The organism is Rothia sp. (in: high G+C Gram-positive bacteria) (genome assembly GCF_015265375.1).
In the GTDB taxonomy this organism is placed as follows: Bacteria; Actinomycetota; Actinomycetes; order Actinomycetales; family Micrococcaceae; genus Rothia.
In genome coordinates, this window is record NZ_JABZXW010000002.1 from 45,994 (window position 1) to 61,078 (window position 15,085).

At 56.7% G+C, this 15,085-nt stretch carries 20 protein-coding genes; all 20 read right to left on the minus strand.

Annotation, left to right across the window (positions count from 1 at the left end):
• Nucleotides 1-2 precede the first annotated feature (2 nt).
• The gene (gene rpsE, locus HXO69_RS00750) at nucleotides 3-647 is read right to left on the minus strand and encodes a 30S ribosomal protein S5 (protein ID WP_171840195.1); all 645 of its coding nucleotides are present in this window, start codon (nucleotides 645-647) and stop codon (nucleotides 3-5) included.
• 29 nt (nucleotides 648-676) lie between these two features.
• Nucleotides 677-1,036, minus strand: coding sequence for a 50S ribosomal protein L18 (rplR, locus tag HXO69_RS00755; RefSeq protein WP_005505006.1), 360 nt, complete (start codon nucleotides 1,034-1,036; stop codon nucleotides 677-679).
• A 2-nt stretch (nucleotides 1,037-1,038) separates the two neighbouring features.
• Nucleotides 1,039-1,575, minus strand: coding sequence for a 50S ribosomal protein L6 (gene rplF, locus HXO69_RS00760; RefSeq protein ID WP_005505004.1), 537 nt, complete (start codon nucleotides 1,573-1,575; stop codon nucleotides 1,039-1,041).
• A gap of 27 nt (nucleotides 1,576-1,602) precedes the next feature.
• A complete protein-coding gene (gene rpsH / locus HXO69_RS00765; protein WP_049331925.1) occupies nucleotides 1,603-2,001 on the minus strand; it encodes a 30S ribosomal protein S8 in 399 nt (132 codons plus the stop codon).
• A 73-nt stretch (nucleotides 2,002-2,074) separates the two neighbouring features.
• A complete protein-coding gene (gene rplE / locus HXO69_RS00770; RefSeq protein WP_070819400.1) occupies nucleotides 2,075-2,635 on the minus strand; it encodes a 50S ribosomal protein L5 in 561 nt (186 codons plus the stop codon).
• Complete coding sequence (gene rplX / locus HXO69_RS00775) at nucleotides 2,635-2,970, minus strand: 50S ribosomal protein L24 (protein WP_005504988.1); 336 nt, start codon at nucleotides 2,968-2,970, stop codon at nucleotides 2,635-2,637. Before rplX ends, rplE begins: the two co-directional genes overlap by 1 nt.
• Before the next feature lie 3 nt (nucleotides 2,971-2,973).
• Nucleotides 2,974-3,345: a 50S ribosomal protein L14 gene (gene rplN, locus HXO69_RS00780; protein WP_005504986.1), complete on the minus strand. Its 372-nt coding sequence runs from the start codon at nucleotides 3,343-3,345 to the stop codon at nucleotides 2,974-2,976.
• 681 nt (nucleotides 3,346-4,026) lie between these two features.
• Complete coding sequence (locus HXO69_RS00785) at nucleotides 4,027-4,665, minus strand: YncE family protein (RefSeq protein ID WP_296544722.1); 639 nt, start codon at nucleotides 4,663-4,665, stop codon at nucleotides 4,027-4,029.
• A gap of 1,502 nt (nucleotides 4,666-6,167) precedes the next feature.
• Complete coding sequence (locus HXO69_RS00790) at nucleotides 6,168-8,963, minus strand: LPXTG cell wall anchor domain-containing protein (protein ID WP_296544724.1); 2,796 nt, start codon at nucleotides 8,961-8,963, stop codon at nucleotides 6,168-6,170.
• Between the two features lie 474 nt (nucleotides 8,964-9,437).
• The gene (gene rpsQ, locus HXO69_RS00795) at nucleotides 9,438-9,710 is read right to left on the minus strand and encodes a 30S ribosomal protein S17 (RefSeq protein ID WP_012903053.1); all 273 of its coding nucleotides are present in this window, start codon (nucleotides 9,708-9,710) and stop codon (nucleotides 9,438-9,440) included.
• Nucleotides 9,707-9,946 carry a 50S ribosomal protein L29 gene (gene rpmC / locus HXO69_RS00800; protein ID WP_005504969.1) on the minus strand — a complete coding sequence of 80 codons (240 nt, stop codon included), beginning with the start codon at nucleotides 9,944-9,946 and terminating at the stop codon, nucleotides 9,707-9,709. Before rpmC ends, rpsQ begins: the two co-directional genes overlap by 4 nt.
• 5 nt (nucleotides 9,947-9,951) lie before the next feature.
• Nucleotides 9,952-10,371: a 50S ribosomal protein L16 gene (rplP, locus tag HXO69_RS00805; RefSeq protein ID WP_005504968.1), complete on the minus strand. Its 420-nt coding sequence runs from the start codon at nucleotides 10,369-10,371 to the stop codon at nucleotides 9,952-9,954.
• On the minus strand, nucleotides 10,372-11,169 hold the full coding sequence (rpsC, locus tag HXO69_RS00810) for a 30S ribosomal protein S3 (RefSeq protein ID WP_005504966.1): 798 nt from the start codon (nucleotides 11,167-11,169) through the stop codon (nucleotides 10,372-10,374). It abuts the gene before it with no gap.
• A complete protein-coding gene (rplV, locus tag HXO69_RS00815; RefSeq protein WP_005504964.1) occupies nucleotides 11,170-11,535 on the minus strand; it encodes a 50S ribosomal protein L22 in 366 nt (121 codons plus the stop codon).
• 60 nt (nucleotides 11,536-11,595) lie between these two features.
• Nucleotides 11,596-11,877 carry a 30S ribosomal protein S19 gene (rpsS, locus tag HXO69_RS00820; protein WP_004005282.1) on the minus strand — a complete coding sequence of 94 codons (282 nt, stop codon included), beginning with the start codon at nucleotides 11,875-11,877 and terminating at the stop codon, nucleotides 11,596-11,598.
• Between the two features lie 12 nt (nucleotides 11,878-11,889).
• On the minus strand, nucleotides 11,890-12,726 hold the full coding sequence (gene rplB / locus HXO69_RS00825) for a 50S ribosomal protein L2 (RefSeq protein ID WP_005504961.1): 837 nt from the start codon (nucleotides 12,724-12,726) through the stop codon (nucleotides 11,890-11,892).
• 40 nt (nucleotides 12,727-12,766) lie between these two features.
• Complete coding sequence (gene rplW / locus HXO69_RS00830; RefSeq protein ID WP_005504959.1) at nucleotides 12,767-13,069, minus strand: 50S ribosomal protein L23; 303 nt, start codon at nucleotides 13,067-13,069, stop codon at nucleotides 12,767-12,769.
• A complete protein-coding gene (gene rplD / locus HXO69_RS00835; protein ID WP_296544726.1) occupies nucleotides 13,069-13,686 on the minus strand; it encodes a 50S ribosomal protein L4 in 618 nt (205 codons plus the stop codon). The genes rplW and rplD overlap by 1 nt, the downstream gene beginning before the upstream one ends.
• A gap of 6 nt (nucleotides 13,687-13,692) precedes the next feature.
• Nucleotides 13,693-14,349: a 50S ribosomal protein L3 gene (rplC, locus tag HXO69_RS00840; protein ID WP_005504955.1), complete on the minus strand. Its 657-nt coding sequence runs from the start codon at nucleotides 14,347-14,349 to the stop codon at nucleotides 13,693-13,695.
• 13 nt (nucleotides 14,350-14,362) lie between these two features.
• Nucleotides 14,363-14,671: a 30S ribosomal protein S10 gene (rpsJ, locus tag HXO69_RS00845; RefSeq protein ID WP_004005287.1), complete on the minus strand. Its 309-nt coding sequence runs from the start codon at nucleotides 14,669-14,671 to the stop codon at nucleotides 14,363-14,365.
• Nucleotides 14,672-15,085: the final 414 nt, after the last annotated feature.

The following is a 15,085-nucleotide window of genomic DNA, read 5'->3' on the forward strand; positions in this document are numbered from 1 at the left end:
TACTACGCACCTGCCTTTTCAGACTTGGTGTTGCGCAGGTAGCTGGGGATAACCTCATCGGTGGGCAGGCCACGGCGGGCTGCCACTGCCAGGGGCTCCTCGAGCTCCTTGAGTGCTGCAACAGTTGCGTGAACGATGTTGATCTGGTTCGAGGAACCGAGCGACTTGGACAGCACGTCGTGAATGCCTGCGCACTCGAGTACTGCACGCACGGGGCCACCTGCGATAACACCGGTACCAGCGGTTGCCGGACGGAGCATCACAACGCCTGCAGCTGCCTCACCCTGCACGCGGTGCGGGATGGTGCGGCCTTCGATGCGGGGAACGCGGAAGAAGTTCTTCTTTGCTTCCTCGACACCCTTGGAGATTGCTGCGGGAACTTCCTTAGCCTTACCGTAGCCAACGCCGACCAGTCCGTTACCGTCACCAACGACGACCAGTGCGGTGAAGCTGAAGCGACGACCACCCTTGACGACCTTGGAAACGCGGTTGATGGTCACAACGCGCTCGATGTACTTGTCCTTCTCCTCCTCGCGAGCGCGGTTGTTACGGCGCTCACCACGGCCACGACGCTCGCCGCGGTTGTTGCGGCGCTCCTCGCGCTGGTTGGAGGTCTCAGCGGTTTCAGCTACTACTGCTTCGCTCACCTGAGTTTCCTTTACGTTCTGCTCGCTCATTAGAGTGCAAGACCTCCCTCGCGTGCACCGTCAGCAACGGCTGCAACACGGCCGTGGTACTTGTTACCACCGCGGTCGAACACGACTGCCTCAACACCAGCTGCCTTGGCACGCTCTGCAACGAGCTCACCAACGCGCTTTGCCTTAGCGGTCTTGTCCAGGTCAGCTGCACGCAGCTCTGCTTCCATGGTGGAAGCGGATGCCAGGGTTACGCCCTTGACATCGTCGATAACCTGAACGAACATGTGACGGGTCGAACGGGTGACGCACAGGCGCGGACGCGCAGCGGTACCCGAAACGTACTTGCGGATGCGAGCGTGACGACGTGCACGCTGCGCTGCCTTCGACTTGATAGCCATGTTTACTTACCAGCCTTTCCGACCTTGCGGCGGATGTGCTCACCTGCGTAGCGAACACCCTTACCCTTGTAGGGATCGGGCTTACGCAGACCACGAATGTTTGCTGCAACCTGACCAACGAGCTGCTTGTCGATACCCGACACGGTCAGCTTGTTAGCACCCTCCACTGCGAAAGTAATACCCTCGGGAGCGGTGATGTTGATCGGGTGGGAGTAGCCCAGAGCGAACTCCAGGTCGTTACCCTTCGGGGTCACACGGTAACCGGTACCAACGATTTCCAGCTTCTTCTCGTAGCCGGAGGTAACGCCGATAATCAGGTTCTGAATCAGGGTACGAGTCAGACCGTGCAGCGAGCGAGACAGGCGCTCGTCGTTCGGACGAGATACAACGATCTCGTTTTCGTTCAGAGCCACGGTGATGGGGGAAGCTACCTTGTGGGAGAGCTCGCCCTTGGGGCCCTTAACGGTGACCAGGTTGCCATCGACCTTAACCTCAACGCCGGCGGGAACCGAGATGGGGAGACGTCCAATACGTGACATTATTCTCTTCCTTTCTCTTCTAACCGACTACCAGATGTAAGCGATGACTTCGCCGCCCACGCCCTTCTTCGCAGCCTGCTTGTCAGTGAGCAGACCCGAAGAGGTGGACAGGATTGCGATGCCGAGGCCGCCCAGAACCTGGGGCAGGTTGGTGGACTTTGCGTAGGTACGCAGGCCCGGCTTGGAAATACGACGCACGCCAGCGATGGAACGCTCGCGGGACGGACCGTACTTGAGGACGAGGGTCAGGGTCTTGCCGACCTTTGCATCCTCAACCTTCACGTCGGCGATGTAGCCCTCAGCCTTCAAGATCTCAGCAATGCGAGACTTCAGCTTGGAGTAGGGCATGGATACGGTGTCGTGGTATGCGGAGTTTGCGTTACGCAAACGGGTCAGCATATCTGCGACCGGATCAGTCATAGTCATTGTGGGCTTTTGCCCTTCCTCGTTGTGGTTTCCCTACCCCGCGGTAACGGGGTCTGGACCTACAACGTAGTCGTTAGTTGGTCTTGAACGGGAAGCCCAGTGCCTTCAGGATTGCACGGCCTTCGTCATCGGTCTTCGCGGAGGTCACCACGGTGATGTCCATACCACGCACGCGGTCGATCGAGTCCTGATCGATTTCGTGGAACATGGACTGCTCGGTCAGACCGAAGGTGTAGTTACCGTTACCGTCGAACTGGCGGTCCGAGAGACCGCGGAAGTCGCGGATTCGGGGCAGTGCCAGGGTGACGAGGCGGTCCAGGAATTCCCACATGCGGTCGCCACGCAGGGTGACGTGTGCACCAATGGGCATACCTTCGCGCAGCTTGAACTGTGCGATGGACTTCTTAGCGCGGGTAACAATCGGCTTCTGACCGGTGATTGCGGTGAGATCGCGGATTGCGCCGTCCATGAGCTTTGCGTCGCGAGCTGCCTCGCCAACACCCATGTTTACGACGACCTTAACGATCTTCGGGGTCTGCATGACGTTCTCGTACTTGAACTCTTCCTGCAGAGCGGGAACGACGACCTCAGCGTACTTGGTCTTGAAGCGGGGGGTGATCTTGGTTTCGGTCATTAGATGTCCTTACCCGAACGCTTAGCAACGCGCACGCGAACGGTGCGCTCCTTGCCGTCACGCTCTACAGTCTCGAGGCGGAAACCAACACGGGTCGGCTTCTTGGTCTCGGGGTCAACAATCGCAACGTTAGAAACGTGGATCGGTGCCTCAACCTTCTGAATGCCGCCTGCTGCGCCGGTCAGGGGGTTAGCCTTGGTGTGCTTGGTGACGACCTTGACGCCCTCAACAATCACGCGGTTTTCCTTGGGGAGAACCTTCAGAACCTTGCCCTGCTTGCCCTTATCTGCACCGGAAATAACCTGAACCAGGTCGCCGGACTTGATCTTAGCCATGAATTAGAGCACCTCCGGAGCCAGCGAAACGATCTTCATGAACTTCTTGTCGCGAAGCTCACGACCCACGGGGCCGAAGATACGGGTACCACGGGGATCACCATCAGTGTTCTTCAGGATCACTGCGGAGTTCTCGTCGAACTTGATGTAGGAGCCGTCGGGACGACGGGTTTCCTTCTTGGTGCGGACGACGACTGCCTTGACAACGTCACCCTTCTTTACGGTACCGCCGGGGATTGCATCCTTGACGGTTGCGACAATGATGTCGCCAATGCCTGCGTAGCGACGCGAGGAACCACCGAGAACACGGATGGTCAGGATTTCCTTCGCACCAGTGTTGTCGGCGACCTTCAGTCGCGACTCCTGCTGAATCATATTTCTCCTGTCGTCTCGCCGGTTCCGACTCGCTTTAGGCGCGAGCCAGCCTTGCGGAACATTTTTACGGGATTGGTTGACGCCCCGGGCCCCAACTCTATGGAAGGGGTTAGCGGAAACGCCTGGGGCAAACCCATGCCAGAAGCATTTGGACCCGCGTGAAGCGGGCGTATCCCACCCGTAAATAGCGGCATTATGCACTGGCACGAGAAGCCCGTGGTTGTGCGGCTATTTGGATACAGCCACACAGTCTTAACACTGTACAGGAAGCAGGTATGTAGCGCAAGAGTTTGCCGACTATGATTTCAGTCTCTTCCACCCTATCTCTGGGGATAGCCGGGCTTAGAGAGCAAAAACCCCATACCCCACATCACCATCGATTGAGAAGGCCCCTTATTTGACACTTAAAGCAGGAGGCCCCTTCGTGTAGTTCCTGACGCATAAGAAACTGAAGGGGCCTCGAGAAATCTATCAAACAATGTGTCAAACAAAGAAGATAGATATTAATATTTTACTACGCTTTAATGTCCCTCCACGACAGACTTGCCGCAGTACTGGCAAGAGACCACCCCGGTCCTACTCCCCACCTCTCAGACATACGCACAGTGCTAGAGCGCGGCTAGAGCGCGGCACGCACTACGTTGATATATCAGCTGCTCTCAGTCGCTCTTCACTCATCAGCTAGGGCATATATACTTTCGCGATACCGTCACGAACGATAGGGCGAGGAGGTTCTCCCGGTCGAGTCTCTTCTGCAGCCTCGTAGTATTCGCCAGAGTTTGCATCCAGCACGTAGGGAACCTCAGCTGCGGGGTAGTCTCCTGCTTTATCGACAGCAATAACACTCCCGTCCTTCAACAGGACCTGGTGGTTAATGCGGGTGGGAGCCACCTGCACGGTGTCAATAATGGCTCGATTGAGCGTATTAATGACGGTAACAGTTCCGCCACCAGCAACTGCCGCCTCCCCCTTGCCACCGAAATCAGCAACATAGAGCAGGTGACGTTCTGCATCGAGCAAGATATCGGTGGGCATCTTTCCGAACGGAAGATAAGCGAGGTGCTCACCCTCAAAGCTCAGAACATACAGACCGCCATTCTTACCCTCGCGCCCTTGCGCAGAGACATATAGTTCACCGCGCGTCGAATCAATCTCCACACCGTGAACACCGACTGGAGTATTGGCGTCTTCCCCGCCAATTACGGGCAGCTTGCGTGCAAGCTCCCAGGTATTCATATCCACAACCCAGATTTCATCTCGCATAATATTCGGGATGTACAGGAGGCTACGGCTTTCGTCCGCTACGGGTCCTAGTAGCATGGCAGGGCCTTCCCCTTGAAGGGGGCTAACCCTACGTTCCCCCTCTGCGGTGGGTGCAGAAATCACCTGGTAGCCGCCCATTCCGGTAACGAGTACGGCACCGTTGGGTGCGACGTATAGCTCACGCGGAGTCAGCATCTCTACTTCTAGAACGAGAGAATCCCATACGCGCGATAGGTCCTTTTGGGAGTATGCGGTAACCGAGTTTGTGCGGGTTCCTCCGGTCCAGAGAAGCCCCCGTTCATTGTCTGCGGCTAACCCATAGGCAGCTTGAACCTGGAAGAGGTTTGCTAGTTCGGGGTTATTTTCCGGGATAACGGGCAGAGTAGCCGTCTGCTCAATCTGCGGGGTATCCGCGTTTATGCGAGCAATTGTGGCGCAGAGAGTGCCGTGGGTCTTTGTGTGGTTATAGCTTCCACTTACAAAAAGAACGTTCTCTTCAGGGTTGTATGCCACTTGATACTGGCCAGCAAGTCCCGCGGAACGATCCACGGAAAAACGCTTAGCATCCGGCACGTTCTTCTGCTCTTCTCCTGCGACAGGGGGAACCATAAGTATCTCCAGAGTTGTGTAGTTTGGAGGCTAGCTCACCTTATATTTTGCGGGCTTAGCATCCGGAGCTTTCTGCTGTATATCTTACGCTTTGCCCACCATTTTGAGGCTTTTCTAGTGCAGTCCATGCACTACGAAATTCATCCTCAAGAGGTCCTATATTGGCATCCGGAGCTGTTCTCCCCTCCGGCTCTGAGCGGGGCAAATTTACCCCATGAAAGCTTTACAATCTAAACATAATTAGCATAAAAGACATATATCTAGAACTATCGGCATCTTCTAGAACTAAAAGACTTATATCGAGTCGACCAGAGCCATAGATTTTGTAATATTTCTTCACCTCTGACCCCCTCAAAACAGCGTTCTGAAAAAATCTGCTTAAAAATTTAGAAATTAAGGGTTGTTTTTTCAAAAATCAAGTTTTTTAGCAAAAATCGCGATTCAAGGTGCGAAAATCAGCGAGATGTACCATAATAGAAGAGACGCATGCGTCAAACAAGAGGTTCGGTCCTTATCGGACAGATTTCTTGGGTCCCTTTTTCCTCGCTAATCCGTTTGTCTAGGGACCGAACCTCGCTTTGACACTAAACCCGCACTTCGGTGCGGGTTTTCTTCGTATTTGAGGCGTTAGAATCCCGCACTTCATTCTTCAGGCTGTTAACTCGTCAAATAAGGGCGGGCGAGCGCAGAGGGTGCGCTTCACCCTTCCTCCGCTTCTCTTCCGCTCTCCCCCGCTACTACTTCTGATCCTGGTCTAGGCCTTCCGCTCGAATACAGACGTATAGGCAAAACGATAGGGGCGGTACCCATCGGTTCGATGGGTACCGCCCCTTTCAGCGTCTATCGGCAGTTTCAGAGAGTCAAGCGGGTTCTTGAATATCTAGCAGATCCCGCTCTACCTCTTTCGCTACCGCCAAGCGGTAGTATCGTGGGCTGCCGTGGGGTACGGGCTATGCCTTGCGGCGACGTGCTACCAGCACGGTTGCGCCAACGACCAGGGCAAGAACGCCGATTCCTGCAGCAACGACGACGCCCGAAGCACCGGTGTTAGCCAGCGAAGACTTCGAGGAGCTCGAAGCGGTGGAGCCGTTGTTGGAAGAGGTGACGTTCTGCGACGAAGAGCCGGAGGTCTTCGGTGCAGTGCTGTCCTTCTTCTGAGCATCAGACTTCAAAGAATCCGCGGGAGCCTTGGACTGATCCTTAGCGTTTTCCTTTACCTGTTCCTTGGAGTCTGCCGGTGCGGAAGGCGCCTCAGAGGGGTTAGTTACAGGTGCATTAGCCGATTCGGATGCCTTCGGTGCAGGTGCCTGGTTGTCAACGCTGAAGGTGTATTCTGCAGCCACACCACCGCGCACGTTATCGTTCTCGGTCAGGGAACCGGAGAGCAGGTAGATAGCAACGCTATCGCCGGTCTTCAGTTCTTCAGTCAGGTTAGAGTTTGCCACGGTGGGGCGGTCGATGGTTGCGGTGAAGTTACCGTTTTCGTCCGCCTTGATGTATGCCCAGATGCCTGCGCTATTGCCTTCAACGCCTTCGAGCTTAGGCTCTACCTTCGCAGAAATAGCGCCCTTGTTCAGCTTGACGGCGATAACGGAGCCCTTACCGTCCAGAGTCTTGAAGCCTTCACCGCGGAAGGTCAGCTTCTGGCCGTCCCAAGTCTTGGGGAAGTAGACCTTAGCGCCGTCCTTGTACTCGTGCACAACCTCATTGGAATTTGCGCTTTCGGAGGGTGCCGGGGTGCTCGGCTCGGGCTTAGCAGACTCGCTCGGAGCCGGAGTAGTCGGCTCAGGCTTAGCAGACTCGCTCGGAGCCGGAGTAGTCGGCTCAGGCTTAGCAGACTCACTCGGAGCCGGAGTGGTCGGCTCAAGCTTAGCAGACTCGCTCGGAGCCGGAGTGGGCTGTTCGCTATCCGGCAGGCTCAGCTTAGTGCCGGCAGGGTAAGTGGTAGTCACGCCAGAAGGAGTAGCAGCGACCTGGGTGGTTTCTGCCGGTGCGCAGGTCTCAGCGGTGTCTGCCTTCTTCTCTGCAACAGTTGCGGAGAGCGCTTCACCACCGCGAGGAGTGTCACCTTCAACAATGGAGCCGGAGAGCAGGAAGACCGATACCTTATCGCCGCTCTTCAGATTTTCCGTCAGGTTGGAGTTCTCGGTGGTCGGGTACGGCAGTTCAGCGGTGAAGTTACCGTTTTCATCTGCCTGGATGTACGCCCAAACACCTGCGCTGTTGCCCTCAACGCCGTTGAACTTCGGCTCTTCCTTCGCGGAGATACGACCCTTGTTCAGCTTAACGGCGAGCACGGAGCCCTTCGAACCGTCCTGAGTCTTGAAACCTTCACCACGCAGCTTCAGGGTTTCACCGGTGGTCCAGTCCTTCACTGCGTAGAGCTTTGCGCCGTCGGCGTAGGTCTTCACCAGTTCTTCAGAAGAAGTCTGTGCAGCAGGCTTCGCGCTGGTTTCAACGGTGGTGTTGATCTTCACCATGACGCCGGGAGTAATCGGGGAGTCCGCGTTGTCCTTACCCTTGGGCTCGGTGCTAGAGGTGCGGTATTCGCCGGTGGTCTTATCGATGGTGTAGTCGGTTTCGATAGCGGAAGCGCCTTCAATGCTGCGTGCTACAGCGTATGCACTGCCGTCTGCGGTGACCAGAACATCATTTGCGCCGCTGGTCGCACCGGTAGACACCTGAGAAACAACGGTGCCGGTTCGTGCATCAACAACACCGACGTTGCCGGTACCGTAATCGGTCACGTACAGCAGGTCACGGGCTTCGTCGGAGGCGAGGGCGAGGGCCTGGTTGCCGAAGGGAATGGTCTTCTTGTAGGCACCAGTTTCCAGGTCGTAGACGGTGATACCGGAGTTAGTGCCCTTACGGTCACCCTGGGTGCTGACGTAGATTTCCTTCAGGGACTTGTCGATAGTGACGTCCGAGGGGTTCAGAGCAGCTTCAGCATTTTCCTTGTGCAGCTGAATGGTCTTCTCGACTTCGTAGCTCTTGGTGTCGATCACCTTCACGGTGCCGGCACTCAGGGAGGGTGCGTAGAGCTTGCCATCAGCGGAGTCTACGTGCATGTTCATTGCAATGTCAGATTCGCCCTTGGCATCGGTGAATTCAATCTTCTTGACCAGGGTGTGCTGGGTGGTGTCGAAGACGCTAATGCCGCCGGAGCCAGATACAAAGACCTTGCCGCTAGAGGGGTCGATGCGTACCTCGCGGGGGTGGTTGACGTCGCCTTCTGCACTACTCCAGATAATCTTGTTGGTCGCGGGATCGAAGACAGATACCTTGTTGACGCGGGTCTGGGTCACCCATACGTATCCGGTTGCTTCGTCGTAGGCAATACCGTAGGGAGATTCAATCTGCTTGCCGGTCGGTGCGGTAGCACCACGTGCGGTGAAGTCCGTGGTCGGGAACTGGTAGACAGTAGCAAGGCTCGGGGTGGATGCAACGTTCCAGGTGCCGACGCCACCGGTCAGAATCGGCGGGCGGCCGGAGGAGAAGGAAGTGTAGAGGGAGGAGGTTGCTGCCGAGTATGCCAGCTGGTACTGGCCGGGCAGGCCCTGGTACTGGGTAGCGCTCATTGCAATGTGGCGGCATTCCTCAGCGGAGTTCTGGGAGTTCCCGCCGGGAACGGATGCGGAGACGTTTGCCGCAAAGGTAGCGGGAACCGCAGCGAAAGAACCTGCGACAACGGAAAGTGCGCCAGCAATGGCGAGCAGCTTACGTGAGGGCTTGGGTGAAGAAGTCATGCTGATCCTCGATGATGTGTAGTGGTACTTCTCCAAAGGTCGTGCAACCTCCGGAAGGTGCAAAGCCACCCGACTGATTATTAGGCAAGGTTACGCTAAGCAACTATAAAGTTGATAATAAGTCCCTAATCAGGTTGTTTTCAAGTGCTGCTCATCGGATTTCGCAGACCCCAGGCGCCTTACTCACGTCTTACTTTTCACTTTTCCTCCACAATTCCGCCTCTACATGGGCTTTCTTCTCTAGCAGCGTCTACTCATGGATTGCGTCATCAAATCGAGAGAAGAATATTGTTTTCTCGTATGACATATCAAGACATTTATGACAAATGTTGTCTTAGCGTCTGTTATTAGCCCATGCCATAAGGCGCCCGCCCTAGTTTTTCCCGAACAAAGGTTAAACGCAAAGAGCCCCTCTCCTACCGAAGTAGGAGAGGGGGTTCTTTTACTGCTCTAGCAGAGAGTCATGAAGAGGGCTTACTTAGCCTTCTCGATGATCTCCACGATACGCCAGCGCTTGGAAGCGGACAGCGGACGGGTCTCTGCAATCAGAACGAGGTCACCGATACCAGCAGTGTTCTGCTCGTCGTGTGCCTTGATCTTGGAGCTACGGCGAACGACCTTGCCGTACAGTGCGTGCTTCACGTGGTCCTCGACCTCGACGACAACGGTCTTGTCCATCTTGTCGGAGACAACGTAGCCGCGGCGGGTCTTGCGGTAGCCGCGCTCTTCGTTCTTTACTTCACTCACTTGGACTCACCTTCAGTTGCGGGACGAATACCGAGCTCGCGCTCACGCAGCACGGTGTAGATACGTGCGATGTCGCGCTTGATAGTGCGGCGACGACCTGCGTTAGCCTGACCGGTGACTTCCTGGAAGCGGATGTTGAAGAGTTCCTTCTTCGCTTCGCTCAGCTTTGCAGCCAGCTCTTCGTTGGAGAGCTCTGCGAGCTTATCGATGCTCAGGTCCTTGGATCCTACTGCCATCTCGCTTATTCACCACCTTCGCGGCGACGCACAACACGTGCCTTCATCGGGAGCTTGTGGATTGCCAGGCGCATTGCCTCGCGAGCCACTTCTTCGGACACACCGGAGAGTTCAAACATGACTCGACCCGGCTTGACATTTGCGACCCACCACTCGGGCGAACCCTTACCGGAACCCATACGGGTTTCAGCAGGCTTCTTGGTCAGCGGACGGTCGGGATAAATGTTGATCCAGACCTTACCGCCACGCTTGATGTGACGGGTCATTGCGATACGTGCAGCCTCAATCTGGCGGTTGGTCACGTATGCGGGCGACAGGGCCTGAATGCCCCACTCACCGAAGCTAACCTCGGTGCCGCCCTTTGCGAGACCACTACGCTTGGGGTGGTGCTGCTTGCGGTACTTTACTCGACGGGGAATAAGCATTTATGCCTCACCGTTCTCTGCAGTCTTGGCCTCGACCTTTGCCGAAGCGTTCTCGTTGCGGCGCTCGCGACGAGGACCACGGTTGCCCTGGCGGCGGCGGTCACCATCGCGGCGGTTGCCACGGCGGTTGTTTGCTGCCTGCTGAGCTGCCAGCTCCTTGTCGGTCAGGTCGCCCTTGTAGATCCAGACCTTCACGCCGATGCGACCGAAGGTGGTCTTAGCCTCGAAGAAGCCGTAGTCGATGTTCGCACGCAGGGTGTGCAGGGGCACACGGCCTTCGCGGTAGAACTCGGAACGGGACATTTCAGCGCCACCCAGACGGCCGGAGCACTGGATACGGATACCCTTTGCGCCTGCACGCTGTGCGGACTGGATTGCCTTCTTCATTGCACGTCGGAATGCAACACGCGATGCGAGCTGCTCTGCGATGCTCTGTGCAACCAGCTGAGCGGAGAGGTCGGGGTTAGCAACCTCGAGGATGTTCAGCTGAATCTGCTTGTTGGTGAGCTTCTCGAGCTCGCCGCGGATGCGGTCTGCTTCTGCGCCACGGCGGCCAATCACGATACCGGGACGAGCGGTGTGGATGTCCACACGCACGCGGTCACGGGTACGCTCAATCTCGACCTTTGCAACGCCTGCGCGATCCAGGTTCTTTGCCAGCAGCTCGCGGATCTTTACGTCCTCGCGGACGAAGTCAGCGTAACGCTCGCCGGGCTTGTTGGAATCAGCGAACCACTTGGAGACGTGGTCAGTGGTGATGCCCAGTCGGAAACCGTTCGGGTGAATTTTCTGACCCATTTAGCGGTCCTCCTCCTTCTCCGGGGTAGCAACTACCACGGTGATGTGGCTGGTGCGCTTGTTGATTCGGTATGCGCGACCCTGAGCGCGGGGCTGAATGCGCTTCATGGTCGGGCCCTCGTTCACGAATGCTTCGCTGATGAACAGCTCTTCCTCGCGGAAGGGCAGACCCTGCTGGGTTGCCTTCTGACGAGCGTTAGCTACTGCCGAAGCAACGATCTTGTATACCGGTTCCGAAGCTGCCTGGGGGGCGAACTTCAGAATCGCCAGAGCCTCTTCCGCCTGCTTACCACGGATCAGGTTGACGACACGGCGGGCCTTCATAGGCGTAACGCGAACGAAACGCGCTGATGCCTTGGCTTCCATTGCCTATCTCTCTTTCGTCTATTGCCGAAAGGGAAACGTTAGCTTATCGGTATGAACCGATTAGCGACGCTTACCCTTACGGTCGTCCTTCACGTGGCTGCGGAAAGTGCGGGTCGGAGCAAACTCACCGAGCTTGTGACCAACCATCGACTCGGTGATGAACACCGGCACGTGCTTGCGACCGTCGTACACTGCGATGGTGTGACCGAGCATGTCGGGGATAATCATCGAGCGACGCGACCAAGTCTTGATTACGTTCTTGGTGCCCTTCTCGTTCTGAGCTGCAACCTTCAGGTAGAGGTGCTGATCAACGAAAGGGCCCTTCTTCAAACTACGAGGCATGTTTCAGGCTCCTTAGCGCTTCTTGCCAGTACGACGGCGACGAACGATGAGCTTGTCGCTTTCCTTGTTGGGACGGCGGGTACGACCCTCGGGCTTACCGTTGGGGTTAACCGGGTGACGACCACCGGAGGTCTTACCTTCACCACCACCGTGCGGGTGGTCAACCGGGTTCATGACCACACCACGGACGGTCGGGCGGATGCCCTTCCAGCGGTTACGGCCTGCCTTACCCCAGTTGATGTTGGACTGCTCAGCGTTGCCAACTTCACCAACGGTTGCGCGGCAGCGAACATCCACGTTGCGGATTTCGCCGGAGGGCAGACGGAGCTGACCGTACTTGCCTTCCTTAGCAACCAGCTGTACAGAAGCACCTGCGGAACGAGCCAGCTTTGCGCCGCCACCGGGGCGGAGCTCGACACAGTGAATCACGGTACCAACGGGGATGTTGCGCAGGGGCAGGTTGTTACCGGGCTTGATGTCAGCTGCGGGGCCGGACTCGACGATGTCGCCCTGAGCGAGCTTGTTCGGAGCGATGATGTAGCGCTTGGAACCATCGAAGTAGTGCAGCAGCGCGATGCGAGCGGTACGGTTGGGATCGTACTCGATGTGCGCAACGCGTGCGTTAACGCCGTCCTTGTCGTGACGACGGAAGTCGATCAGACGGTACTGGCGCTTGTGGCCGCCACCCTTGTGACGGGTGGTGATGCGGCCGGTGTTGTTACGGCCGCCGGTCTTGTGAAGCGGACGAAGCAGGGACTTTTCCGGGGTGGAGCGGGTGATCTCGGAGAAATCAGCAACGCTCGAACCGCGGCGACCCGGGGTCGTCGGCTTGTACTTACGAATACCCATTTAGATATTTCTTCCTTCGTTAAAGTGGTCTCCGCGGGGCTTATGCCTGCGGACCGCCGAAGATGTCGATGGTGCCTTCCTTGAGGGTCACAATCGCACGCTTGGTGTTCTTGCGAGCGCCCCAACCGAAACGGGTGCGCTTGCGCTTGCCCTGACGGTTGATGGTGTTGACGGAAGCAACCTTGACGTCAAAGATCTTCTCGATGGCCTGCTTGATTTCCAGCTTGTTGGAATCGGTTGCGACCTCGAAGGTGTACTTACCTTCGTCGAGCTGACCGTAGCTCTTCTCGGAAACGACGGGAGCGATGATCACGTCGTATACAGACTTGGTGGAAACGCTCATTACTTAGCGCCCTCCTTCTTCTGAGCTGCAGCAACGAATGCATCGAATGCTGCCTTGGTGAAGACCACGTCGTCAGAAACCAGCACATCGTAGGTGTTGAGCTGATCTGCGTACAGAACGTGGACGTTCTCCAGGTTACGTGCGGACAGAGCCACAACGTCCTCTGCACGAGCAATCACAAGAAGGATGTTCTTGCGCTCGGTGATAGCTGCGAATGCAGCCTTTGCAGCCTTGGTCGAGGGGGTTTCACCGGAGATGAAGTTCTCGACAACGTGGACGCGGTCGTGACGAGCGCGATCGGAGAGAGCACCGCGCAGTGCAGCGGCGATCATCTTCTTGGGGGTGCGCTGTGCGTAGTTACGCGGGGTCGGACCGTGAACAACGCCACCGCCGGTCATGTGCGGTGCGCGGATGGAGCCCTGACGTGCGTTACCGGTGCCCTTCTGCTTGAAGGGCTTACGGCCTGCACCGGAAACCTCGCCGCGCTTCTTGGTCTTGTGGGTGCCCTGGCGTGCAGCAGCGAGCTGTGCAACGACAACCTGGTGCAGCAGGGGCACGGATGCCTGCGCGTCGAAAATCTCTGCGGGCAGGTCTACCTTAAGGGTCTTAACAGCCATGATGTATTAGGCTCCCTTCACAGCGGTACGAACCAGAACAACGCCGCCCTTGGGACCGGGGATTGCGCCCTTGATCAGCAGGACATTGTTCTCTGCGTCCACACCCTGGATAGTCAGGTTCAAGGTAGTGTGACGTGCTGCGCCCATACGGCCAGCCATGCGCATACCCTTGAACACGCGTGCGGGGTAGGATGCGCCACCGATGGAACCGGGCTTACGGTGGTTCTTGTGCTGACCGTGAGACGCGCCAACACCCTTGAAGCCGTGACGCTTCATAACACCTGCGAAGCCCTTACCCTTGGTCTTACCAACGACGTCGACCTTCTGGCCTGCTTCGAAGAGCTCAACGGTCAGTTCCTGACCGAGGGAATACTCAGAAGCGTCTGCGGTACGCAGCTCGACGATGTGGCGACGGGGGGTAACACCGGCCTTCTCGAAGTGACCAGCCAGGGGCTTGGTAACCTTGCGAGAGTCGATTGCACCGAAACCAATCTGAACAGCTTCGTAGCCGTCAGTTTCCTGGTTACGGATCTGGGTAACAACGTTAGAATCAGCCTTGACGACGGTGACGGGCACGAACTTGCCGTCCTCGTCCCAGACCTGGGTCATGCCGAGCTTGGTGCCCAGCAGGCCCTTCACCTGGCGCTCGAATTTGTTAGTCATTAGATGCGATCCTCTACAGCTTGATCTCGATGTTTACGTCTGCCGGCAGGTCGAGACGCATGAGGGCATCAACAGCCTTGGGGGTCGGATCAACAACGTCGATCAGACGCTTGTGCGTACGCATCTCGAAGTGCTCGCGGCTGTCCTTGTACTTGTGGGGAGAACGAATAACACAGTAGACGTTCTTCTCGGTCGGCAGCGGCACGGGGCCAACTACAGTTGCGCCTGCGCCCTTGACCGTTTCGACGATTTTCCGTGCCGAAGAATCGATGACCTCGTGGTCATAGGACTTCAGACGGATGCGGATTTTCTGTCCCGCCATCTGTCGGACTCTCTTTCTTGATGTATTCCCTGTATCGGAGCTTTTGCCCCTTTGTTATAGCGCTTAAGGAACGCGATATATTCATCACGTGCGCCACTCAGAACGGACTGAATCCGGCTTTGCCGGGTTCCTCACCCCGCCTGAGTACCGACCCCCGAACTCGGGCGTGTCGCCTATTTTCTAGACAAACTCGTCCCGTCATCCTTCGGACCGGGTCATACGTGGGCCTACCTTTAGTGCAGGTAGACGCTTTGACAACGTCGTCAATTCTCTCAGAGATAGAGCCCCGATGCAATACGAACACAAGTTAAGTGCTTAAGAACACTTAACTGCCTCTGTCAACCTAAGGATACCCCCGCGATGTAACTCTCAGGGAGCTTTCAATCTACTTTCAGTAAGTTCCATGCGCTTTAT